Annotated in this window: 22 protein-coding genes; 3 read left to right on the forward strand and 19 right to left on the reverse strand. The window is 37.5% G+C overall.

Annotated elements, in window-relative coordinates; all coding sequences use genetic code 11:
* The 3 genes from leuD to V7149_RS10845 form a co-directional block, all read right to left on the reverse strand.
* Positions 1–274 (reverse strand): 3-isopropylmalate dehydratase small subunit (gene leuD, locus V7149_RS10835; RefSeq protein WP_335345640.1); only part of this gene is annotated, 274 nt, incomplete at its 3' end.
* A complete protein-coding gene (gene leuC / locus V7149_RS10840) occupies positions 271–1,698 on the reverse strand; it encodes a 3-isopropylmalate dehydratase large subunit (protein WP_335345641.1) in 1,428 nt (475 codons plus the stop codon). The genes leuC and leuD, both read right to left, overlap by 4 nt.
* Positions 1,699–1,710: 12 nt before the next feature.
* Positions 1,711–2,913, reverse strand: a complete 1,203-nt coding sequence (locus V7149_RS10845) for a CaiB/BaiF CoA transferase family protein (RefSeq protein ID WP_335345642.1) — start codon at positions 2,911–2,913, stop codon at positions 1,711–1,713.
* Between the two features lie 190 nt (positions 2,914–3,103).
* Here V7149_RS10845 and V7149_RS10850 point away from each other — a divergent pair, with 190 nt between their 5' ends.
* Both V7149_RS10850 and V7149_RS10855 read left to right on the forward strand, forming a co-directional pair.
* The gene (locus V7149_RS10850) at positions 3,104–3,775 is read left to right on the forward strand and encodes a GntR family transcriptional regulator (protein ID WP_335345643.1); all 672 of its coding nucleotides are present in this window, start codon (positions 3,104–3,106) and stop codon (positions 3,773–3,775) included.
* Complete coding sequence (locus tag V7149_RS10855; protein ID WP_335345644.1) at positions 3,772–4,656, forward strand: hydroxymethylglutaryl-CoA lyase; 885 nt, start codon at positions 3,772–3,774, stop codon at positions 4,654–4,656. Before V7149_RS10850 ends, V7149_RS10855 begins: the two co-directional genes overlap by 4 nt.
* An 855-nt stretch (positions 4,657–5,511) precedes the next feature.
* Here the strand turns inward: V7149_RS10855 and V7149_RS10860 are convergent.
* The 9 genes from V7149_RS10860 to V7149_RS10900 all read right to left on the reverse strand — a co-directional run bounded on the left by V7149_RS10860 (position 5,512) and on the right by V7149_RS10900 (position 14,914).
* A complete protein-coding gene (locus V7149_RS10860; RefSeq protein ID WP_335345645.1) occupies positions 5,512–6,168 on the reverse strand; it encodes a GntR family transcriptional regulator in 657 nt (218 codons plus the stop codon).
* Positions 6,169–6,309: 141 nt separating this feature from the next.
* On the reverse strand, positions 6,310–7,068 hold the full coding sequence (locus V7149_RS10865; RefSeq protein WP_335345646.1) for an aminopeptidase: 759 nt from the start codon (positions 7,066–7,068) through the stop codon (positions 6,310–6,312).
* Positions 7,069–7,254: 186 nt separating this feature from the next.
* On the reverse strand, positions 7,255–8,340 hold the full coding sequence (locus tag V7149_RS10870; protein ID WP_335345647.1) for a M24 family metallopeptidase: 1,086 nt from the start codon (positions 8,338–8,340) through the stop codon (positions 7,255–7,257).
* Positions 8,341–8,355: 15 nt separating this feature from the next.
* The gene (locus V7149_RS10875) at positions 8,356–9,363 is read right to left on the reverse strand and encodes an ABC transporter ATP-binding protein (RefSeq protein WP_335345648.1); all 1,008 of its coding nucleotides are present in this window, start codon (positions 9,361–9,363) and stop codon (positions 8,356–8,358) included.
* The gene (locus V7149_RS10880; protein WP_335345649.1) at positions 9,360–10,373 is read right to left on the reverse strand and encodes an ABC transporter ATP-binding protein; all 1,014 of its coding nucleotides are present in this window, start codon (positions 10,371–10,373) and stop codon (positions 9,360–9,362) included. The genes V7149_RS10875 and V7149_RS10880 overlap by 4 nt, the downstream gene beginning before the upstream one ends.
* Before the next feature lie 15 nt (positions 10,374–10,388).
* Positions 10,389–11,273: an ABC transporter permease gene (locus tag V7149_RS10885; protein WP_335345661.1), complete on the reverse strand. Its 885-nt coding sequence runs from the start codon at positions 11,271–11,273 to the stop codon at positions 10,389–10,391.
* Positions 11,274–11,304: 31 nt separating this feature from the next.
* Positions 11,305–12,219 carry an ABC transporter permease gene (locus V7149_RS10890; RefSeq protein WP_335345650.1) on the reverse strand — a complete coding sequence of 305 codons (915 nt, stop codon included), beginning with the start codon at positions 12,217–12,219 and terminating at the stop codon, positions 11,305–11,307.
* A gap of 59 nt (positions 12,220–12,278) precedes the next feature.
* Positions 12,279–13,841 carry an ABC transporter substrate-binding protein gene (locus V7149_RS10895; RefSeq protein ID WP_335345651.1) on the reverse strand — a complete coding sequence of 521 codons (1,563 nt, stop codon included), beginning with the start codon at positions 13,839–13,841 and terminating at the stop codon, positions 12,279–12,281.
* Between the two features lie 80 nt (positions 13,842–13,921).
* A complete protein-coding gene (locus tag V7149_RS10900; protein ID WP_335345652.1) occupies positions 13,922–14,914 on the reverse strand; it encodes an aminopeptidase in 993 nt (330 codons plus the stop codon).
* A 527-nt stretch (positions 14,915–15,441) separates the two neighbouring features.
* Here V7149_RS10900 and V7149_RS10905 point away from each other — a divergent pair.
* Positions 15,442–16,104 carry a GntR family transcriptional regulator gene (locus V7149_RS10905; protein ID WP_335345653.1) on the forward strand — a complete coding sequence of 221 codons (663 nt, stop codon included), beginning with the start codon at positions 15,442–15,444 and terminating at the stop codon, positions 16,102–16,104.
* 88 nt (positions 16,105–16,192) lie between these two features.
* Here V7149_RS10905 and V7149_RS10910 read toward each other — a convergent pair whose 3' ends face one another.
* The 7 genes from V7149_RS10910 to V7149_RS10940 all read right to left on the reverse strand — a co-directional run bounded on the left by V7149_RS10910 (position 16,193) and on the right by V7149_RS10940 (position 24,721).
* Positions 16,193–17,209, reverse strand: coding sequence for an ABC transporter ATP-binding protein (locus tag V7149_RS10910; protein ID WP_335345654.1), 1,017 nt, complete (start codon positions 17,207–17,209; stop codon positions 16,193–16,195).
* Positions 17,187–18,173, reverse strand: coding sequence for an ABC transporter ATP-binding protein (locus tag V7149_RS10915; RefSeq protein WP_335345655.1), 987 nt, complete (start codon positions 18,171–18,173; stop codon positions 17,187–17,189). Before V7149_RS10915 ends, V7149_RS10910 begins: the two co-directional genes overlap by 23 nt.
* Positions 18,174–18,190: 17 nt before the next feature.
* Positions 18,191–19,048: an ABC transporter permease gene (locus V7149_RS10920; protein WP_335345656.1), complete on the reverse strand. Its 858-nt coding sequence runs from the start codon at positions 19,046–19,048 to the stop codon at positions 18,191–18,193.
* 56 nt (positions 19,049–19,104) lie between these two features.
* Complete coding sequence (locus V7149_RS10925; protein WP_335345657.1) at positions 19,105–20,070, reverse strand: ABC transporter permease; 966 nt, start codon at positions 20,068–20,070, stop codon at positions 19,105–19,107.
* 77 nt (positions 20,071–20,147) lie between these two features.
* Complete coding sequence (locus V7149_RS10930; RefSeq protein ID WP_335345658.1) at positions 20,148–21,728, reverse strand: ABC transporter substrate-binding protein; 1,581 nt, start codon at positions 21,726–21,728, stop codon at positions 20,148–20,150.
* Between the two features lie 2 nt (positions 21,729–21,730).
* Positions 21,731–23,785: a prolyl oligopeptidase family serine peptidase gene (locus V7149_RS10935; protein WP_335345659.1), complete on the reverse strand. Its 2,055-nt coding sequence runs from the start codon at positions 23,783–23,785 to the stop codon at positions 21,731–21,733.
* A 288-nt stretch (positions 23,786–24,073) separates the two neighbouring features.
* A complete protein-coding gene (locus tag V7149_RS10940; protein WP_335345660.1) occupies positions 24,074–24,721 on the reverse strand; it encodes a GntR family transcriptional regulator in 648 nt (215 codons plus the stop codon).
* Positions 24,722–24,960 lie beyond the last annotated feature (239 nt).

Below are 24,960 nucleotides of genomic sequence, written 5' to 3' on the forward strand. Positions count from 1 at the left end.
AATCCACTATTGACCATGGAGCATGCTCTCTTGATGAACCACATCCGAAATTTTTTCGGGTAAGTAAAATCTGAGAATTTCGGTAAGGATCCTTGTTTAATACAAAATCTGATCTTTCCTTTCCATTTTCATAACGCCACTCATAAAAAAGAAACTGACCATACCCACCCCTTTCAATTCTCTTTAAAAATTGCTTTGGAAGAATCGCATCTGTATCAATATTGGATACATCCAATGGGGCTACGATTCCAGTGAATCCAGTAAAAGACTTCATTTAATCCTGACCTCCTTATTCTCTTTAGTCGGCCAAGTTCTTACATCTACAAAATATCCAGCAATCGCTGCAGCCGCTGCCATCTCTGGACTAACCAAATGTGTTCTGGCATTTCTGCCTTGTCTCCCCTCGAAGTTACGGTTTGACGTTGAAGCACATCGTTCCTCGGGTAACACATTATCGCCATTCATGCCAAGGCACATGCTGCATCCTGCTTCTCGCCATTCAAATCCAGCTTCCAAAAAGATTTGATCTATTCCCTCTTCCTCAGCCTTCTTTTTTACAAGCTGTGAACCAGGAACCACTAGTGCTTCTACATGACCGGCTATCTTGTAACCGTTTACGATTTTAGCTGCTTTACGCAAATCTTCAATCCGACTATTTGTACAGGAGCCGATAAAAACTTTATTGACTTTAATATCTGTTATCGGTTCATTGGGTGTAAGTCCCATATAGTGCAATGCCTTTTCTGCTGACCGCAATTGACTTGTAGGAAGCCCCTCCAAAGAAGGTACCCTTTCAGTTATTCCTACAACTTGACTGGGATTCGTTCCCCATGTTACTTGAGGAATCACTTCAGTAGCATCAAATTCAATTGTTAAATCAAAGACCGCTTCTTCATCGGAGTATAATTGTTTCCATTCAGATAAAGCCTCTTCCCATTCAGTTCCTTTTGGCGCACAAACTGTTCCTTTCAGGTAATCAAATGTCTTTTCATCTGGCTGGATTAATCCTGCCCTTGCACCCATTTCAATGCTCATATTACAAACAGTCATCCGTTCCTCTATCGATAAATTATGTATCGCTTCCCCGCGGTACTCAATCACATATCCAGTTGCAAAATCATGTCCGTATTTCCCTATAATCGAGAGAATCAAGTCTTTTGCAGTCGTTCCCTGAGGAAGAGTTCCCTCTATATTGATTGCTAGTGTTTTAGATTGATACTGTTTTAAAGTTTGGGTTGCCAATACATGTTCTACTTCACTCGTTCCTATCCCAAAAGCAAGGGCTCCAAAGGCTCCATGAGTTGAAGTATGGCTATCACCGCATACAATGGTTTGTCCAGGCTGGGTAATACCTAATTCTGGAGCAATGACATGAACAATACCTTGATATCTGCTGTGTAAATCAAAAAGCTGAATTCCAAATTCCTTACAATTTTCTACAAGTGTTTCTACCTGTTTCTTTGCTACTTCATCGCTAATAGGCAAGGATCGGTTTGTTGTTGGAATGCTATGGTCCATTGTCGCTAAAGTTAAATCCGGTCTTCTCACTCTTCGTTTATTGATCCTTAAGCCTTCAAATGCCTGTGGTGAAGTTACCTCATGAATTAAATGTAAATCGATATATAGAATTGATGGCTGATTTTCCTCTTCGACAACTATATGTTTTCCCCAAATTTTTTCATATAAAGTTTTTCCCATTATTCAGCCCTCTTAAATAATATTATTATTCTGTAATTCCTTTATTCTTTCATCATTAAAACCAAGTAACCCTTTGTAAATTTCATTATTATGTTTTCCCATCATTTCAGGACCTAAATGTTTGACTCTACCTGGGGATCTACTTAATTTTGGAACAATTCCCGGCATTGGGAATTCTCCAAGTTCAGGATGGTCAAGTTTAATAATCATTTCCCGTTCCCTGTAATGAGGATCTTCTAAGATATCTTTTGCATTATAAATAAGTCCTGATGGCACGCCTTTTTCCTCTAGTATGGAGAGAGCTTCTTTTGCTGGAAGTGTTTTTGTCCAATTTTCAATCATAGAATCTAGTAGCTTCATATTCTCTGCCCTTGCATGGTGAGTTGCAAAACGTGGGTCATCTGATAATTCAGGCTGTTCCATTGCTTCACAAAGGCGACGGAATACTCCATCTGCGTTGGCACCTATGACAATGTAAGTTTTATCCTTTGTAAAATAGATATTTGATGGAGCTACACCCGGAAGGATGTTCCCCATCCTTTCCCTCACATAGCCAGCAAGTAAGTAATCTGGAATAATGCTTTCCATTATTGAAAATACAGATTCATATAGAGCAGTATCGACTATCTGACCTTTTCCGGAATGATTTCGTTCATGCAATGCAACTAGGCAACCAATGGTTGCGTAAAGAGCAGCCAATGTATCTCCAACTGATACACCAATCCTTGAAGGCGGTCGATCAGAAAAGCCAGTAACATATCTCAAGCCTCCCATTGCTTCACCGACACTTCCAAAACCTGCACGATGTTTGTATGGCCCAGTTTGGCCGTAACCAGAGGTACGAACCATAACCAATTTAGGGTTAATTTCAGATAACTCTTCATAGGATAGATTCCATTTTTCCATTGTACCGGGGCGAAAATTTTCTATTAGAACATCAGCTTCTTTGACCAGTTCCTTTAAAACTTTCTGACCTTCTTCCTCTCGTAAATTCAAAGTAATGGATTTTTTATTTCTTGATTGAATAGGCCACCAAAGACCTACATTATCCTTAGACTTCCCCCAATTTCTCATTGGGTCAGCCTTACCCGGCGGCTCAACTTTAATGACTTCAGCCCCAAAATCACCGAGTAGTCTTCCAGAGAATGGTCCAGCTAATAGAGTACCAAGCTCAATGACACGTACATCCTCTAATGGCAATCGTTGTTCAGCCATCACAGTCCCTCCTGTCCACACTAAAAGATCATTTCTTTATAGTTAGAATTTTCCTATTCTTGTATACAAATTTAATTCTCTGTATACAAAAAGTCAATATAATATTCTAAATTTTTTAATTTATTGCATTTTACTGAATGTTCATTGAATAATATTTTCATTTTGTATACAATTGATTAGAGGTGTTAGCATGGATGCATACGAATTTATAAAAGAGGCTATTATTCTTGGAGAGTTTGAGCCCGGTATAAGATTGGCTGAAGAATCGCTTGCCAAGCAAATGAACTTAAGTAGAACTCCTATCAGAGAGGCAATAAGACAACTTGAAGCTGAAGGTCTTGTGATTCCCCTAAAACGAGGAGTAGGAGTAAGGCATTTTACAAAAAAGGATATTCAACAAATATACGACTTAAGAACACTGCTTGAAAGTTATGCAGCCGGTCAAGCCGCCATTCATAGAACTCAAAATGATATTGATAAAATGGAAAAAGCAAATGAATTATATGAAACAGTAATAGACCAATATGTTGAATTTGATATGTTCAGTATTCGAAATATAGTAGATGTGAATCAAAAGTTTCACGAGGCAATATTAGATGCCTCGAAAAATTCACATATTCATTTTCATCTTTCTAAGGTTATCGTTATACCAATTGTTTTTCGATCATTCTATTGGTATAACAACTTTCAACTTAGACAATCTCTAGAGGTTCACAAGACCATCCTTGAGGCTATCAAAAATAAAGAATCGGACCGCGCTCGAATTGCGATGCATGAACATATTTTCCAGGGACGCGACAATGTTTTGAAGAACTTAGAAAAAATAAAAAATAATAAACTATTAAGGGAGGAAGTAAAATGATTGAAATCTGTGAAGTGGGTCCCCGTGACGGTTTACAAAATGAACGCAAAATAATTCCTACTGAAACAAAGGTTGAATTAATTTCAAGGTTGTTAGATTCAGGAATTCGTAATATTGAAGCCGTATCCTTTGTAAATCCAAAAGTTGTGCCACAAATGGCAGATGCTGAAGAATTACTTAAACTACTGCCAAAAAGAAATGATGTCCGCTATGGAGGCCTTGTCTTAAGTCGCTCCGGTCTTGAACGCGCTCTCCAAACTGATGTGAACTTTTTGCATGTTGTCACCGCAACGAGCGATACATTTAACCAAAAAAATGCAAAAAGGACCGTTGAACAAGCGGTAAATGAACTTTCGAAGGTTATTAAGGAAGGCGTAGAATCTAACAAGGGGGTTTCTGGAGTCCTCGGTACCGCTTTTGGATGTCCATTTGAAGGTGAAGTACCATTATCAAGGGTTTTAGATGTTACGGAAAAGTTTTTGGAAGCCGGTTGTTCTGAAATCACCCTTGCAGATACAACCGGTATAGCTAATCCACTACAAGTACAAATCGTAATAAAAACTTTTTTTGAACACTTTGGCAAGGATTTATCCCTAGGACTTCATTTCCATAATACACGAGGCTTAGGCCTTGCCAATACACTCGCCGGCTATCAAGCAGGTGTACGAAGATTCGATTCCTCTATTGCCGGACTTGGCGGATGCCCATTCGCACCAAAGGCTGTAGGAAATGTCTGCACTGAAGACATGGTCAACATGTTGCATGGAATGGGTATTGAAACTGGTGTCGACCTTAAACATCTCCTTGAAACTGCCAAGTGGATGGAAAGCAAAATGGATCGTCCTTTAGATGGAATGCTAATGAAAGCAGGAATTGCCTAATTAGATTGACAAACCTAAAAATAGCTATCCACTTAAGAAAAAGCGGGTAGCTATTTTGGCATATAATAAAGGGCATACAAGTATGCATTACAGACTCTCAATATTTTAATTAATTATTAAAGCAGTGTAGAGGATCATCAAATGACCGGGTTCTCTTGTTGTTAGCTCTTTCTATCTGTTTTTTTTGCTCCTTTTAATTCTTCACTTCTATCTAATTTTTTCCTCATACTCTTTCCTTACAGATGAAATTTCATAATAAAACTCTTTAATTTTTCATTGATTCCTCATTAACCTTCAACAATTTATCCTGATAATTTCTTTTAGATTTTAGCAACGTTGTATCTTTCTTTGGCCACATCACGAATTGTTGGGATGACCATCACTCCCTATATTTTTACGGTTCCGGTTCCGTAGATTAAAAATTCTAATAATATGATAATAATATTTATGAAAACGGTTCCGTAAATATTCAATACATTAAACATAGAAATACCGTAAATAATAAGTTACGAGAATAATGGGTCAATTTCGTGGGAATGTAGAAACCTTTATGAAATTCATCAGTAATATTTCTTTAATGAGAGTGTTAAAGCGAACATTGTAATTGTAATAACACTTGTCCTAAGAATAAGTTTATGAAAGATGATTTTAACATTCGAAACTAATCGTAAGAAGAATTAAATTGTAGATTTAAGAGGTGTATTTACACTATCCGATGTGATTTGGAGAAAAATTTTGAATCATAGATTAACTGGTTAACAGAGTATTATATTCTTATACGAATAAAAGGGATCTGTTACATACTTCCCATAACCACAACAGCCAGCACCCATTAAAAGATGCTGGCCCAAAAAACTATTTCTTCAATCTCTCTTTTATATACCTATATCCATTATTAACATGGAGCTCCATCGCTTTTTGCGCTTGCTCTTTATCACCATTTTTGATTGCACTGACGATTTGAAGATGTTCATAATAGATTTCGTTTCTTCTTTGCTTACTATAGGAAGACATATTGCGGTTATGATAAATCACATCATTTAACTGCCCAAGTAAGTTTGAAAGGGTCTCGTTTTGAGCGTATTCTAATATGGTATTATGGATTGTGGAGTTTATTTCAACGTATTCAGATAGATCATCCGTCTCTTTAGACTCTTCAACTAAACTTTCAAGCTTCTCTATTCCTTCACTATCTATAGTTTCAATGGCTAATTTAATGGCTAATCCTTCTAACGACTCACGACATTGGTATACTTCGATCAGCTCTTGTCCAGAAAACTCTTGTACGATGGCTCCTCGCCACGGGATAATTTTCAATAGCCCTTCAGAAGCTAACCTGCGAAATGCTTCTCGGACTGGGGTAGTACTGACGTTCATTTGTTCCCCAACTTTTGTTTCCGTTAATCGAGTGCCAGGTTCAATATCCCCTTCGATAATGGCATGTTTAATGTTCTCATATACCATCACATTTAATGGCTGCCTGCCCACTGATTTAATTTTTGAAATGCTCATATTCTTCTCCTTACTAAAGACAATAATTTTCTTTAGCTATTTAATCATTTTAAGTGTTTCATAAAGAGGGAACCCATTAGTTTTTAATTAATAGTACAGCATAAAAACATTCATGCTTAAATCTTTTTTAAATCTTAAAAATTATAATTGAATTTTCCCTTCAGCAACAATCAGCTTCCCATCTATGAGTATCTCTGGAGTTTTAGCCACTGCATCTAAATGAACACCAGCATTTATTCTTCCACCAAAGGAAATATTCGTTCCGAAAGCAATGTGACATGTGCCGTATACTTTTTCATCTTCTAAAATATTTCCTGTTATTCGTGCAGCACGGTTCGTCCCAATTCCAAACTCACCTAAGAATCTTCCGTCTCCATCACCTAATAACTGAAGTAATTTTTGACCTTCTTTTCCTTCTGCTTCAATAAGTCTTCCATCTTTTATTTTTAATAGAATTGGACTCTCTACTTTTCCAATATCAGCAATCGACCCATCAATAATTATTTCTCCGTTAGCAGTACCTTCGACCGGTGCAAGAAACGTTTCCCCAGAAGGTAAATTCCCGGAGTCTCCAGGATTTAATAATAGCCCATTGCTCGCTTTACTTTTTCGACCATCTATAATAAAAGATAATGTTTTATCAAATGTTTTTATCACGACTTCTTTTCCCTCATCTAAAACTTTCGCAAGCAAATCACCATTTCTCTTCACGTCCATATAATCTGCTTTGAGCGCACCCTCAACTAACATGTCCAGCGTTAATCCCGGCATAGTTGCTACCCGAGTTTTATGTTTTGCGGCTTCTATTCTTGCTTTCGTGTGAGATATAGAATTTTCCGTAATACAAAGAGCAACATCAACCATTTTCATCGCTTCGGCCACAATACTCGGTGGCTCCACACCCGATTTACTACTTGGTTCAAATTGAACAAGAACCGTTTCAGCTCCAATTTCTTTTCCAGCTTTGTAAAAAATCTCACCTAATTCTTTTTTAGTAGAATCGATGACAACGAGCAGCTTATCACTTTCTGTTACATTTACATTATTCTTAAGGACATTTTTTGCGATTTGGATTGTTTCGATTTGTTATCTCACCTTTACTCGTAATTGTTTATCCGCTTTTGTTAATACTTCGACTCCGTTCTCAGTTACTAAAACATCATCTTCTATACGGACTCCGCCAATTTCAGGAATATAAATTCCGGGTTCAATGGTAAACACCATGCCTTGTTCAAGTGCATCTATATTGCCTTCATGTATGGAAGGATATTCATGTAAATCGAGTCCTAATCCGTGACCAAGGCGATGAATAAAATACGGCCCATAACCTTGTGATTGAATATAATCTCTTGCAATTTTGTCTAGTTCTGATATTTTAACTCCAGGCTTAACAGCAGCTATTGACCTTTCCAATGCTTCCCTGACTGTTTCATATATATGAATCATTTTTTCTGTTGGTTCACCTAGCACGACCGTTCTTGAAATATCTGCAACATATCCTTCAATGCTCACACCCATATCGAATAATACAAAAGCATTTTCTTTAATGGGTTGTGTACTCGGCTTTCCATGAGGGAGCGAAGACCGTTCGCCAGATATGACTTTCACGTCAAAACCTAATTTATCCGCGCCTAATTTTTTCATTTTATATTCTATTTCAAGGGCCAGCTCTTTTTCGGTTATTTTAGGATTTAAAAGACTAATTCCATATTCCAAAGCTTCTTCCGTTATCGAAATAGCTCGTTTAATTTTTAATATCTCGTCAGCGCTTTTTATTTTCCGTATTTGATCAATCCAGGGACCGATATCAACAGATGCAATATCTGAGACATTTTGAGAAAGCTTTCTAAACCTTTCTAGTGTCCAATGATTTTCTTCTAAAGCGACTTTACTGCTATTTATTAATGTTTTTAGTAATAAATAAGGGTCTTCATGATCATTATAATCCACTACCTTTGTTACTTTTGCGATTTCAGCTCCCTGTCTGTCCAAGCTCGGTACAATCAAAACATCCTCTCCGGAAGCATTGATAATTAAAGCCGTTAGCCGTTCACGAGGATTACTGTAATAGCCAGTTAGATAGTAAATATTTAAATTCGAAGTAATAATGGACGTTTCTACTTCATGATCCTTCATATGAGAAAGGATTTTATTCTTGCGTTGATCATACATGTATAGTCACCCCTATTAATTTTTGTTTGCAATCGGATAATGACATGCCACAAAATGCCCCGATTCTTGCTCCGTCAATTGAGGAACTACTTCTTTACATTTTTCCGTTGCATACATACATCTAGTGTGGAAGCTGCATCCGGACGGAGGGTTAACAGGACTTGGAATGTCGCCTTTTAAGATAATCCGTTTTTTCTTATTTCTCATTTCAGGATCTGGGATCGGTACGGCAGATAACAATCCTTCTGTATACGGATGTTTTGTATGATTAAATAGTTGCTCTTTATTTCCGATTTCAACGATTCTTCCTAAATACATGACTGCGATCCGATCACTCACATGCTTGACGGCTGGAAGACCATGTGCGATAAAAATATAGGTTAAGTTATACTCTTTCTGTAATTTAACTAATAAATTTAATATTTGTGATTGAATCGAAACGTCTAATGCTGATACAGGTTCATCACAAACGATTAATTTTGGGTTTAAAGCAAGTGCCCTTGCAATTCCTATCCGCTGCCTTTGCCCACCGCTAAATTCATGTGGAAACCGGTATGCATGCGCTTGATTTAACCCGACTACCTCCATCAATTCCAACACACGATCATATAAGTCTTTACCTGACAAAACATGATGACTAATTAATGGCTCAGCAATAATATCAAAAACTCTCATTCTCGGATTTAATGAAGAATATGGATCTTGGAAAATCATTTGCAAATCTTCTCTCTTTTTTCGCATTTCTTCATTTGACAGTTTACTTAAATCACTACCATCAAAAACGATTGTGCCTTCAGTTGGTTTTAATAATTGCATAATGAGTTTTCCGGTAGTCGACTTTCCACAACCTGATTCTCCAACTATTCCGAGTGTTTCCCCTCGATGAACAAAAAAGTCAACACCATCAACTGCTCGTAAGTATTGTCTTTCTTTTGCAAATCTCTTTTCTGTTACGTCAAAATACATTTTTAAGCCTTTTACTTCTAATAAAGGATCATTCTTATTCCCACTTACTTCAATCATTGATTAGCAGCCTCCTTCTCCTTCTGTTCATTATGTAGCCAACAACGCACACTACTGTCAGTGCCCATCGGAAGAAGCTGTGGAGCTTCTATGGAACAATCTGTCCTGGCTTCAGGACATCTTGGATGAAAAAAGCAGCCGCTAGGCATTTCTGATGGACTTGGAACGATCCCTTCAATGGAAATCAGTTCTTCATACATTTCATGAATTTTCGGAGTGCTATTTAATAAACCTTTTGTATACGGATGATTTGGCTGTTTAAACAATTTAAATACATCTGCTTCTTCAACTACTTGTCCTGCATACATGACAATGACTCGGTCAGCCATTTCAGCAACAACCCCAAGATCATGGGTGATTAATATAATTGACGTATCTTGTTCACGAATAATATCTTTCATAAGTTCTAGTATTTGTGCTTGAATCGTTACGTCCAGCGCAGTAGTCGGTTCATCCGCTATCAATAATCTAGGATTACAGGATAAAGCCATTGCGATCATGACACGTTGCCGCATACCTCCACTTAGTAAATGAGGATAGGATGAATACACTTTCTCGGACCGTGGAATTCCTACCTTTTTTAACATTTCAATTGTTTTTTCCTTCGCTTCCTTGCGGGATACCTTTTGATGTAAGCGAATCGCTTCTTCAATTTGATCGCCTACTGTAAACAATGGATTTAAAGAAGTCATCGGTTCTTGGAAAATCATCGAGATATCGTTCCCTCTTATTGATCTCATTTCTCCTAGCGAAACTGAAACTAAATTTTTTTGATCAAATAGGATTTCACCACTGTTAATTTTTCCCGGTGCTGATATTAGTCCCATAATTGAATTGGCTGTTACACTTTTTCCAGACCCTGATTCTCCTACAATTGCAACGATTTCACCTTTATTAATTTTGAAAGAAACATCATTTACAGCTAGGATAGGGCCATTATCCGTATCAAAACCAACCTTTAAATTTTTAACTTCTAATAATGTTTCCTTTTTTTGCACCTTCACCTTCATCTTCCCCCTATACATCTAGGATCGCGGATCAAGTAAATCACGCAACCAATCGCCCATAAATATGATGCCTAAAACCGTTATCGTAATTGCGATACCTGGAAAAGTTGCAATCCACCAGCTTGTCGCTAAATGATTTCGACCTTCACTTAACATCCCACCCCAGGAAACGGTTGGAGCTTGAACCCCTAATCCTAGAAAGCTTAAAGATGCCTCTAAAATAATCGTTGTCGCAACACTCAATGTTGAAATAACGATAAATGAAGAAAAAACATTTGGTAATACATGCTTGAAAATAATTTGAAAGTTTTTTGTTCCTATTGATCTAGATGCCATGACGTATTCACGTTCTTTAATACTCAATACTTCTCCGCGGATCATTCTTGCATATATGATCCAGTTCGTAACACCAAGCACGATGATTAATGTCCATAAACTTGGACCTAATACACCTAAAATAACAAGCATAAATAAAATATTTGGGATAGCTAGAAACGCATCGACTACTCGCATTAATGCATTATCGATAAAGCCCCCATAAAATCCAGCAACTAAGCCTAAGACAAGTCCAATGGCACCAGAAACAACAACAGCTAATATGCCGACTAACAAGGAAATTTGGGTACCATATATGACTCTGCTTAAAACATCCCTTCCTAAGTTATCCGTACCTAGAATGTATTCCCTCATCCCGCCTTCCATCCATACCGGAGGAACAAACATATGGGCTGTATTAATTTGAGCAGGGTTATGCGGAGCAATGATCGGAGCAAAAACTGCTGTAACACAAGCGATCAAAAAAATAATAAATCCTGTTAAGCCTAATTTACTTCTTAATAATGACCTTAATCCTAAAATAAACCCCTTTGATCGATTTCTAGTAATCTTTTTGTGTTTTTCAATCTGTACATTTATGGTCAAGGTTTTCCCCACCTTAATATTTGATTCTTGGATCTACAAGTCTGTATAAAATATCCGTAATTAAATTGATACTGATTACCATAATGGCAATAACAAAAACTGCTGCTTGCACCACTGCCATATCACGTCCATTAACAGATTGAACAATGAGTTGCCCGATACCTGGCCATGCAAATACCGTTTCAGTAACTAGCGCACCAGATACAACAGATGAAGTTTGCAATGCCATAATTGTAATAACAGGAATAGAGGCATTCTTAAACGCATGTTTATACACAACAAAAAATTCCCTTAAACCTTTACTTCTTGCTGTTTTAATGTAATCTTGCTGTAAAATCTCCAGAACATTCGAGCGGACTAAACGGGTAATTTCTGCTGCAATTCCAGTTCCTAATGTAACTGCTGGTAAAATAACATGGGCAAACGTTCCCCTGCCAGACACCGGGAAAAGTTTGAAATTAACAGCAAATATAAGTATAAGCATGATTCCCATCCAAAAGTTTGGCAAAGCTTTTCCTAATACAGAAGTACTTGAAGCAAAAACATCAATAATTGAATTTTTTTTCGTAGCCGATAGGATCCCTAAGGGAATTGCGATGATTACTGCGATGACCATTGAGTAAAAAGCTAATTCTAACGTTGCCGGCACTCTCTCTAAAACTAGCGATAATGCATCCGTGTTATATCTAAATGACTCTCCAAAATCACCTTGCAATAAATTAAGTACATAAATTCCATATTGAACGATGAACGGTTTGTTTAATCCGAGTGCTTCTCTTAATGTTTCTTTTTCCTCTGCCGTTGCCTCTTCAGGAAGCATTAATGTAACAGGGTCACCCGCTACATACACTAATCCGAACACAATGAAGGAAATAATGAAGAGGACAGGTATTAATTGCATTAGTCTCTTGGCTAAAAATTTTCTCAATGATTTCACCCCTATTTATAGAAGGGAGGTATCAATACCTCCCTCCAAAATCCCTCATTTTATTTTCTATGAATGTTAGGAATATAAAAATGTTCAGTTAATGAAGCATCAAATGTAATATGATCCCTTATTGCGTAGGCTGTTTTCATTTGATATAAATTTATATTCGGGAGATCCTTAGCGACAATTTCTTGCATTTTTTGTAGCTGTTGTTCTCTTTCTTCAAGATTCATATTTTTCTCAGAAAGAGCAAAAAGCTCATCAAATTCTGGGTTGCTATAATCAGTCAGTCCTTTAGCACCTTCAGTGTGGAAATATTCTAATGCATGGGATCCATCGAATAATGAGTTAGATAAACCAATTAAGAATAACTCTTTGTTTTGTCTTGCATCATAAACATCTAAATAATGGCTGTTCTCCATTAATTCTAATTTCACTTTAAAACCGACTTCTTCAAGCATTGTTTGAATGATTTGTGCTACATCACTATCCAATGTATATCTTCCGTTTGGTGATTGGAGGTTAATTTCAGCCCCATTATATCCAGCTTCAGCAAGTAATTCCTTCGCACGTTCTGGATCATAAACGAAAGAGTTATTTAATGTTGGATGAGCCCCGGTTACCCCAGGAGGAGTACCTGTTTGTGTTGGAATTCCTGCACCTTTATTTATGTGTTTTACTAGCACTTCATCATTAATAGCAAGGTCTATTGCCTCACGTATACGTGGATCTGAAGTTACGGAACCTTCCGTATGACGAACAATAAGCTGCATGATTCTTGTTGTATCTCCTTCAGTAATTGAAGTGCCTTCATTGTCATTAATTCGATCCCATTCAGTTGGCGGAATTGTGGAAGTTAAATCAATTCCTCCAGCAATTAATTCACCAACGCGAGTTGATGTTTCTGGAATGACACGGAATACAACTTTATCCCATTCAGGCTTAAGTTCAAAGTGATCAATGTATGGCTTAAATGTAATATGAGAATCCTTTACCCATTCAACAAATTGATATGGACCGGAGCCAATTGGATTTTTCAGGAAATTGTCTAATCCTTTTTCTTCAATGTACTTTTTAGGCAAAATTCCTAAACCATTTCGTGAAATTCTATTTAACATTAATGGCTCAGTTTCCTTCGTATGAATTCTCAACGTTAACTCATCAATTACCTCAACCTCTTCAAAATTAACAAAATATGAATTTCTTTTTAAAGAGGTATCTTTTGCGACTCTTTCAAAAGTAAATTTTACGTCTTCTGCTGTTAATGGATCGCCATTATGGAAAGTGATACCAGGCTTTAATTTAAATTCCCACGTTTTATCATCAATTATCTTGTGGCTTTCAGCAAGATCGGGTTGAACTTCTAGTTGGTCTGTTCTTTTATATAAATAGCTAAACATATTGGTTAATACTGCCTCTGTACCGCTACTGGTCGTATTATGAATATCAAATGTATCAATATCGGTCGGTAATCCAATTGTTAATACTTGTTCTTTTGGGGCTTCCTCTTTTGTTTCATTGCCATTCTCAGTTTTTGTTGTAGCCGTTTCTTTATTACTGCATGCCACTAACAAAAGTGAAAAAGCAGTAAACAGCAGGAACAATAAATAACTTCTTTTCATAGATTTCTCCTCCATTTTGTTTGATTAGCGTTTGGGAGATACTATTAATCTAGCTTTTCCCTTGATTTAACGCCCTATGTTTAAACGGTTTCTATTGCAGTTTGTCCTACTAAGACTTCGCCGTCTTTAATAATTGTCTGACCATCAACGACTAGAGTTACATCTGTCATAATTAAATCGTAATGACAAGCAGCAACTACGTTACCACCTAAAGTCAAACTAGAACCGATTCCAATATGTACCGAACCATATACCCCTTCATCCTCTAGCATGGAACCGATAAACTTACATTCTGGGTTTAGACCCACTCCAATTTCAGCAATATTATAAACATTTGGATCATTCTTCGATGCTAGATTATCAGAAAGAATTCTTGCCTCTTTTCCACCTGTTATAGAAGTGATCATTCCGTCTTTTACAATGGCAGTAACTGGCTCATCTACTGCTCCAATACCGATATAAGGAATACTCGCATTTGCAACGATCGTCCCATTTGCTGTTCCTTCAAGCGGTGAGACATTCGCTTCTACTGTTGGCACTGGTGCAAATTGCCCAGGTTTCACCATACAAGTCATTGCATTACTCTTTCTGCCGGTAGCCGACATTGTTAAATTTGTTCCATGTGGAGTTGTTAAAATAATCTCGTTTGCATTTTCAAGAGCCTCGGCAACAGCGTAACAAATAGGGGCTACTTTCGGAAAATCAGCATTTACCCCACTCTTTATAAGCATTTGCTCATCAAACTGAGTTAACATTACCCCTCTTGAACCATTTGCTACCGCATTTTTTACTGCTTTTGTATGAGTTATGGATGTATATACCGCACTAATGAAAACATCACTTTCCTTCATTGCAGCTGCAACTGTTGCCGGCGGCTCCTGACTATCAGACTCGCGTGGAGTAATCACTGCAATCGTTGGTTCAGCACCCACAGCATCTACTGCAGAACCAATAACTTCAGCAATCTTCATTTGTCTTGGTTCCGTAACAATCACAACCTGCTCGCCTGGTTTTACACCCGCACATATTTCTACAATCGTACGTGCACCTTTACCCATCAAAATTCGGTTCAATTTTATTCCTCCTATATGAAAAATGATTATCTAACAGTAAATCGTAAAAATTTGAACAATTATTACTATTTACTTTAGTTAGACTTTATTATAGGTTGATTATTTAAAATATTCAATACTATATTCTATAGAATATATAAAATATTTTTTTCTTCCCTTTAAAATATTAGCTTGAGGAATCGATCCATTACTTGTGAGAGGCGGTGTTGGTGACATTACAAATCAAAATTTTGCAGGAAAGAAAAGCCAGAGAGGCGAAGCTTTTTAGCAAAAATAAAAAGAATCACGATGCATAGCATGGCGATTCTTCTTTTTCCTTTTACTCCATTTAAGAATGAATTAACAGATTTCCAAGTAGCTGCAGTGATTCAATGATTATGTCAGAGCAGGTTGTTAGTATAATCATTGCAAAATCACATCTCTTAAATTTTAATTGTAATTTTAATAATGGTAATTTATTCTTTAATTAAATGGTTATTTGTAAAAGAGGAAGTTCATATAAATGGGCAGCCTAAGGAGGAAATGTTTTGAGCATATCCAAAATTAAAACTGTCAACCGGAAACCATTAAATATGGTTGTATATGACAATATTAAATCAGCTATTGTTAATGGAGAAATAGAACCAGGCACGCGTCTTACTGAGACAGCAGTGAGTGAACAAATGAATGTAAGCTCAACCCCAGTTCGTGAAGCTTTTAGACGGTTGGCTTCCGAAGGACTTGTCAAAATTATTCCTTGGCGTGGGGTAGTTGTTCAAGAATTCTCATCTCAGAAACTCGTTGAAGTATATCAGTGTCGCGAAGCTTTGGAGGTAAAAGCAATCCAGTTAGCAGTAGAACAAATTGATGAAACAGGAATAGAAAAATTAAAAATACTCCTGGAGAAATCAAAGGTAACTAACGATTATACAAAATACACAGAAATCAATACCTCAATACATGAAACCTTATTTGAATATGCAAATAATAATACACTTACCAATTTGATTGGACAAATTAATGATGTAATCCTGCATAATCGAAATGTTTCGTCTTACAGCGAAAGCCGGAAAGACGAAATTTATGAAGAACATAAAAGAATTATTCAGGCATTAGAAAATAGAAATAAAGATGAAGCTGCTATTGCTATGAAAGAGCATATAGAGAACGGATTTAAATATATTAAAACTCGTTTAGAAGAGAAGAAATAATTTTGTATGAGAGGCGCCTATTATCCCTCGTACTACACAAAAAGCCTTGCACGATAAACTATCCTGCAAGGCTTTCTATTTGTCATCCTTAAAAGAAACAACTGTAAATATGGTCGTTGTCCTTCTTCACATAGTCAGGATAGGATTCACGACATTTACTTGTCGCTTTGAAGCATCTATCCGCAAAATAACATCCCGGTCCTGGATTTACAGGGGTAGGAGGCTCTCCATCTATCCGGATTGGGTCTTCATTTTCATTAAAATCGATCGAAGCACAATTTGAAATCAAAGCTTGTGTATAAGGGTGCTGAGGATTATGAATTACATCTTCTGTGTCTCCCATTTCTACGATTCTTCCTAAATACATGACTGCTATTTTATCTGAAATATACCTAGCTGCCGCGATATCATGGCTGATGAAGACCATGGCGGTATCATTTTCCTTTGTCAGCTTGATCAACATATTGATAATGTCGGCCCTAACTGATAAATCCAGCATCGATACAGGCTCATCCGCTACCAAAAAAGTCGGATTCAATAACATCGCTCTCAAAATAGAGATTCTTTGTAATTGCCCTCCTGACAATTCATGTGGATACCTAGCCATAAATTCCTCTCCAGGTTTCAATCCAGCATTTTCAAGGGTTGTCCTACAAAGTTCAAAACGCTCCTTTTGTGAAGATCCAATTTTATGAATCTCCAACGGCCTCATCATTAATCTTCCTATTGTATGGCCTGGAGGAAAGGTGTCAAAAGGATTCTGGAAAATCATTTGTAAATTACGTTTGAATGACTTCTTATCTTTTTTAATCAGTTCGGCTGACGAGGACCCATTAATCAAAATATCTCCGTGCGTCGGTGTTTCCAAATGAATAAGTACCTTCCCCAATGTCGATTTTCCACAGCCACTCTCACCGATTACCCCTAATACTTCACCTTTAGCCAGTTTAAAACTGACTTTATCAACGGACTTCACCCAATTTTTAGGTCGTAAAAAAGAAGATCTTTGCTCGAACCATTTGCTTATATTATTTACTTCTAAAACGTTTTGTTCTTCTCTTTTTGTGTTATCCGTTATCGGTTTAGTTCGCTCTTCTGTTTTCATAATATTCACTCCCATGCATATGACAGGCAGACCGTTGGTTCGAACCGACTTCATAGTCCTTCGGAGTAACATTTCGACAAATATCCTTTGCGAAATCACATCTTGGTGCAAAAATACAACCATTTTGCCTTTCTGATAAATCAGGCAGAAATCCTCTAATTCCAGTCAGTTGCTTTTTTTCACCTTTTAACGAAGGAAAGGAATTCAGTAACCCTTGTGTGTACGGATGGGCAGGCTTCGTTAATACGTCCTTAACATTGCCGACTTCCATTACTTTTCCCGCATACATGACGACCACTTTATCACAAGACGTAGCAACAACGGAAATGTCATGTGTAATCATCATTCTCGTCATTTTAATTTTTGTTTCAAGCTTTTTAATTTCCCTCAAAATCTGCCCTTGCGTGACAACATCCAATGCTGTCGTTGCTTCATCCAAAACAATGAATGACGGATTATGAATAAGGCTTAAAGCGATGGAGACCCTCTGCAGCATCCCACCGGATAATTCATGCGGATAAAGGTTGTATACTCGGTCAGATAAGTTTACCATCGTAAAGAGTTTTAGAATTTTCTCTTTGATTACTTTTTTATTTTCATTCGGCTCATGGACTCGATAAATATCCTCTAGTTGACCGCCGATTTTGTGTATCGGGCTGAGGGCATTCATTGATTTTTGGAACACGACCGATATTTCTTTCCACCTAATCTCCTTGTAATCTTTTAAACTCATACTTAAGATGTCTTTTCCTTGGAAATTAATCGTGCCTGATACATCTGCTTTTTTCTCAGACAAAAGCCTGAGAACCGCCATTGCAAGCGTTGATTTTCCAGATCCGCTTTCCCCGACAATCCCTACGGATTCGCCTTCTGCGATTGACAAGGAGACATCGTTAACTGCGTAGACCTTTTCCTTTCTGCCTGTGTATACAACATTTAAGTTTTCTATTTCTAAAATATTCACAACGGAGCTCCTCCTAACTATTCACCTTTACGTTTAGGATTCAGCAAAGTATTCAGACCATCACCAATCAAGTAAAAGCTAACGACTAGAATAACTGTCGCAAGACCGGAGAAGGTAGAAATCCACCAAGCTGATGTCATATAAGCCTTTCCATCAAAAATCATTTGACCCCAGCTGATTAAATTCGGATCTCCTAATCCTAAGAAGCTCAAACCTGCTTCTGTCAATATTGCCCCCGCAACACTAAGTGTCGTGTTGGCAATAACGGGAAAAATGCCATTTGGAATGATATATTTAAAAAGAATAGAGACATGATTTTCTCCAATTGTATCTACACTTTGGATAAACACTCGCTCCTTAAGACTAATCGCTTGGACCCTCATAAGGCGGGCATTGCTCGGCCATGAAGTCAAACCAATTACGATCATCACATTTAGCAAGTTACTGCCGAATAACGCAACAACGATCAAAATTAAGAAGAAAGATGGAATCATTAAAAAGACATTGATGATTTCCGAAATAATTCTGTCCGTTTTTCCACCGAAGTAGCCAGCTGCAGCACCGACCAGCGTACCAATAACACCAGAGATGAGCGCTGAAACCAATCCAATCAAAAGCGATGTTCTTGCCCCATAAAGGATCATGCTGTAAATATCTCTTCCCAAGCCATCCGTTCCAAGCCAGTGATCCTTGCCAGGGGGCTCCAATAAATCATCACCTAATACATATGGATCATGAGTTGCAAGCAAGGGTGCAAATGCAACAACTAGTAAGATGATGAATAAGATAAAAATTCCTGATCTAAGAAGTGAATTTTTTTGGATCGCTGAGAACGACTTTTTAAAGATGGCATCGTTTCTTTTTACAAGTTCCATAAGTCTTTTACCCCTTTCTGAACTACTTTTACATCTGTAGAATCGTATCGGCCCAATTACTTATACCGAATTCTTGGATCGATAAAGGCGTAAACGACATCAGTTACAACCATCATGACAGCAATCGAAACAGACATAATTAAATAGATTCCCATAAGCAACGGGTAGTCTCTGCGCATAATGGCGTCTAACATAAGCCTTCCTGTACCGGGCCATGAAAAGACGATTTCAATTAAGGCCGAACCGGAAACAATATAAGCAAGGGTAAGACCGAATACAGTAACTGTTGGAAGCAATACATTTTTCAAAACGTATTTATTGAAGATTTTCCTCTCACTCATACCAGTAGCCATGAAAGTCGTGACAAAATCCTCGGATTTTACTTGCAGTACGGTGGTCTGTGCAATTTTAAAATAGGTAGGAATTTGAATAAGCGATAGCGTAGCGACAGGTAACACTAAATGCTTCAATATATCCGTATAATAAGGCAAGCCCGTATAATTACTTCGTAAATCCATCATTCCGGAAGTCGGAAGGACATTTAGCCATGAAGCAAAAATCATGATAAACATAATGGCCAACCAGAACGAAGGCATAGAATTAAAAATATACGCCCATCCGGTGATGACCTTATCCCTTTTCGAGCCGTAATGCTGACCGGCATAGAGTCCTAATGCTGTTCCAATAATAAGGGCTATAACGGCTCCAGTAAGGGCCAATAACAAGGATGGACCCATTGTCGCAACAATAAGTTTCATGACTGGTTCATTATAAAGAATGGATTCTCCGAAATCTCCCTTGACCACGTTTTTTAAATAAGATAGTAATTGAATATGGACAGGCTGATCCAAGCCATATTTTTTCTGCAGTTCGCTTATCATTTCTTCAGATGGATTATCTCTTCCCGCTAAAATTCGTATCGGATCACCGGGGGCTGCATGCATAATGAAGAAACTGATGGTCATGACTGCTATAACTGCCAAAAACCCAGTGGATAAGCGTTTAATAATAAACTGTCTCAAATCGTCATACCTTCTTTCTGTATGAACATCAATGGCAATGTAAAAATACATTGCCATTGGTAGATTAATAGAAATACTTACTTGGCCGTATCTAAGATGGAATACTCTGCCGCCGCTACTTCACCGATTCCGTCATCAATCGGGTGACCGGAAATATAATCTTTCATGACAAAGATATACATCCATTCTGTTAACGGAATGACAGGGAAATCTTCAGACATAATTTTTTGGACTTCTTTGTAAATAACTGCACGTTCATCTTGATCCGTAACGCGTAAACCTTCTGCTAGCAGGTTATCTATTTCTGGATTACTATAATTCATCAAGTTCATAGAACCTTCTGTACCTACACGAACAAATAAGCCTTCAGGATCGATGCCATGGTTGCCGCCTAAAATAGTAATTTCATAGTCACCGCTACGGACTTTTTCATCCCATGCAGAGTACTCAAGAGAGGAAATTTTCGATTCAATACCAATTTCCTTTAAATTTGCTTGTACAACTTTAGCCATATCTGCAAAAACCGGGAATTGGAAGATTAGGATTTCCAGGTCTTTTATTCGAACGCCGTTGCTATCAGCGGTTAACCCAGCTTCATCAAGTAATTGCTTCGCTTTTTCAATATCTCTTTCTGGCATGAGATCCTTATCGTTATAAGCCCACTCTACCGCTGGAGTATAAAAGCCTTCTGCCCTCCAGCCATATCCTTTATGCGCTTTTGCTACCAATTCGTCCCGATCGATTGCAAGGGCTAAAGCTTCACGAACCCGAACATCATCCCATGGCTTCTTCGCTGTATTTGCTATCATATATTGTCTTGAATTGGAAAGAGTTTTAACTATTTTTACATCGTCTCGTTTCTCTAATCCCGGTACAGCTGCTGGTGTAATCGCTGAACTGTAGTCAATGACGTCTACTTCCCCATTTAAGAACGACTGTACGACTGTATTTTCGTCTGGGATAACAGAGAAAATTAGCTTATCAAGTTTTGGTGCCCCACGGAAATAATCTTTATTCGCTTCCAATACAAGACTTACACCACGATTATGTTCTTTCAATTTGAAAGCACCTGTCCCAACTGGATTTTTATTGACCGGATTGGTTACCCAGTCTGTTCCTTCATATAGGTGGGAAGGCATGATCAATGCACCAGATAGAATACTTAAAATCGCTGCATTCGGCTCTTTGAGATTGATCACGACCGTGTCATCATCTGGCGTCTCGATATTGTCAATAGAACCAAGCTGGTTAACGATAAATCCTTTTTCTTTAATGATCGTATCAATGGTCCACTTTACATCTTTGGATTTAAACGGCTCGCCATCATGCCATTTAACTCCCTTAAACAAGTGAAATGTATACTTTTTCCCATCTTCTGAAATATCCCAAGTCTCAGCAAGATCCGGTAAGATATTATAACCGTCATCAATTTTCACTAAAGAATTCATGATATTGGCTGTGATGTACCCAGATCCGCCATCTCCAACATTCGGGTTAAAATGAACCGGGTCAGATCCTAATGCAATAACAACGGACTTTTCACCTTTTTCAGCCTCATTGCTTGCTGGTTTACTAGATTCTACTAACGGATTGGATTTACTGCAGCCGGCAAAGACTAGCATGATCGCAAGTATTGGAAAAATCAAAATTTTCTTCACGGTCAACTCTCCTTAAAAATGATATTTAGTTCTTTAAATAAAAACGTGTACAAATCAACTTCCTCTTCAATTACTTTGGATAGTGGCTTTCCTTGCCCGTGACCAGCATTTTTCTCAACTCTTAGGATGATTGGGTTATTTCCACTTTGTGCTTCCTGTAAAGTAGCAGCAAATTTCTTTGCATGCATCGGCACAACCCGGTCATCGGTATCAGCAGTAGAAATAAGGGTAGGCGGATACTCTGTACCCTTTTTGACATTATGTAAGGGTGAGTAGCTATACAAGAACTTAAAATCATGCTCGCTTTTTTCCGCATTACCAAACTCCGTTGTCCAAAAACGGCCTACTGTGAAACGCTGGAAACGCAGCATATCTGTCACAGGGACTAAGCATAGTGCCGCTCCGAATAATTCAGGGCGTTGCGTTATACATGCCCCAACTAGAAGCCCACCATTACTTGCACCCATAATGGCCAGTTTGTACGAATTGGTATAGTTTTCTTGAATAAGCCATTCCGATGCAGCAATAAAATCATCAAAGCTATTTTGGCGTTTTTCAAAAAGTGCTGCCCGGTGCCACTCTTGTCCATATTCCCCGCCACCACGGATATTTGCGACTGCGTAGATGCCTCCTTGCTCCATCCACATCTTTTGCGATGGAGAATAGGATGGGGTCATACATGCGGTATAGCCGCCGTATCCGTAAAGTAATACCGGATTATCTCCGTTCAATTCCAGCCCTTTTTTATAGGTAAGGAACATCGGAACAATCGTTCCATCTTTTGAAGGGTAAAATACTTGCTTTGTTTCAAATCGTTCAGTCGATTCGCTACCTTGCTTGTAGAAAACATTCATCAATTTTCCGGTTTCGAAGTCATATTTTATTACCTTCAACGAATGGAGGAAGGATGTATAGCTGACAAACATTTCAGATGAAGTGCTTGTCCCTTTAACATCGTTGATTGTAATAAAGTTCGGAAGTGGCAACTCGATTGGTAAACTTCCATCCTTCTCATAAATGGTCATTTTGTAGTGGGCATCATGCATAGTACAAACGATGAACTTGCCGTTCAACATTTTACTGAAGGCAATTGGATCTTCTTTCTCAGAAACTAGCTCTCTCCAATTTTCCTGTGCAGGATTTTCCAAATCTACAGATATCAATTTCCCTTTTGGTGCATAATCATTTGTTTCGAAATAAAATGTTGACCCATCATTGCCTAAGAAAGTGAAGTACGCAGGGACCTTTTCAATTACAGGCTTAAAGATATCGGAACCAGTCAGATGTTTATAATAAATTTCATTTATTGGTTCCGTCCCATGAGTTACATGCAAGATAAGATATTGATGGTCTTCGGTAATAGACGGATAAAATATACGCTCTTTACGATCCGGCTCTTCATAGATCAATTCATCTTCTGTCTGTGAAGTGTTCACCTGGTGAAAATAAACGCGATTATAATAACTGTCCTCTCCAGGATTCACTGTCGAGGGATCAGGATATCGATTATAGAAAAAGCCTGATGAATCCCCACTCCAAGCAAAGCTTGAAAACTTGCACCATTTTAACGTTTCAGGGTAGTCCAAGCCCGTTTTAAGATCTTTGATTTTTACATCTTCCCAATCACTTCCGTTATAGGAGACAGCATAAGCCATCAACGTTCCATCTTGATTGAATGAAATGTTCATAATGGCAGCAGTACCTTCATGACTTAGCTGGTTAGGATCCAAAACCACTTCAAATACATTATCTTCCAATGATAAAGTACGATAGTAGACAGGTTGATTTTGGAGACCGTCATTCTTGAAAAAGTAATAATAATCTCCTTTTTTCTCCGGTGTTGAATATTTCTCATAATCATAGAGCTCTTTGAGCCTCTTATTAATACTTTCCTTTTGAACCTGGCCATCTAATAATGCTCGAGTTCGCTCGTTTTGCATCTCTGTCCACTTTTTGGTATCTGGAAGAGTTTCATCTTCCAGCCAACGATAGGGATCTGCTACTTCAACACCGAAAAAGTTTTCAATAACATGATCTTTTCTAATCGTTTCTTTCAATTGAAATCCCCCTCTCAATTTGTTAAACTCCTATTCCCTGTTGTTAGAATTCCCCAAAGGACAACATGAATCTAGTTTTTCGTTATTTGAAGTTTCTTCAACAGGATTTACCTTCTAGTAAATATGCTGATTATCCAAAATTTTTATGACTTTAACATTCCCCCTCTCAAGTATCTATGCGTTTCAGATGTTTTTTGATCATATCTCTTTACAGAAACTGCATTCTATAGGATTTGAATAGTTAAAAAAATACAATTATTTATTTAAATAACTGCTAAAAAGGATTCTTTAAATAGATTTAAATGGATTTGCCGATCTTATATAATGACGTTTAATTGAATTTTTTATTTCTTCTTTATCTCCAATTTTAATCGTATTCAAAATTCTTTCATGGGCGGGACGCTGATCTTTAGAATCTGCTAACTTCAAATTATATGTTGAGGTAAAAATGACAACATTCGCACTCCAGAATGTTGACCATACATCGTAAAGCCTTTCATTTCCTGATTCCTTAATTATTTTTGTATGGAAAAGCTCGTCCAATTCAACTAGACGATAAATTTCCCTTTCTTTTGAGGACGCATCCATTTCCTCGAGTAAGCTATCCATTTCTTGAATCGTTTCCATTTTATATTTACCATCACAAATATCCACTGCCAGCATCTCCAAATGTGCTCTAATTAAATAAATATCTTCTACCTCTTTGGCATCAATTGTCCGGACAGTACATCCTTTATTGGATTTGTATTCAATCAAACCCTCGTGCTCAATTTGACGCAGTGCCTCTCTAATCGGGCCCCTACTAATTTCCAAATCCTTTGCAATTTCTGATTCAATAATTCTACTTCCAGGCAATAATTCACCTTTAATAATTTTATTTCTAATGATGGTTACAACATTATCCTTTAAAGTTGGGTACACAATTTTGTTGTTCATACCAATCTATCCATCCTTTAGTCATTTACAGTAGACAATCGTTAAAATTGTAGATTGTCAACAATCTACAATTTCAGTAATTAAAAGCATTATATAATAGAAAAAATGACAAAACAATACATAATAACTGAATTGTTTTAAAAGATGAAATATTCTGCAGATAAAACTTTTTTAGAATAAGTTTAATATTTTATAAGAATGTAGGTATCCAAACAATTGCTATTGAACTTAGTAGAAAT

Origin of the sequence: Bacillus sp. JJ1503, assembly GCF_036965125.1 — a bacterium.
In the GTDB taxonomy this organism is placed as follows: domain Bacteria; phylum Bacillota; class Bacilli; order Bacillales; family Cytobacillaceae; genus Cytobacillus.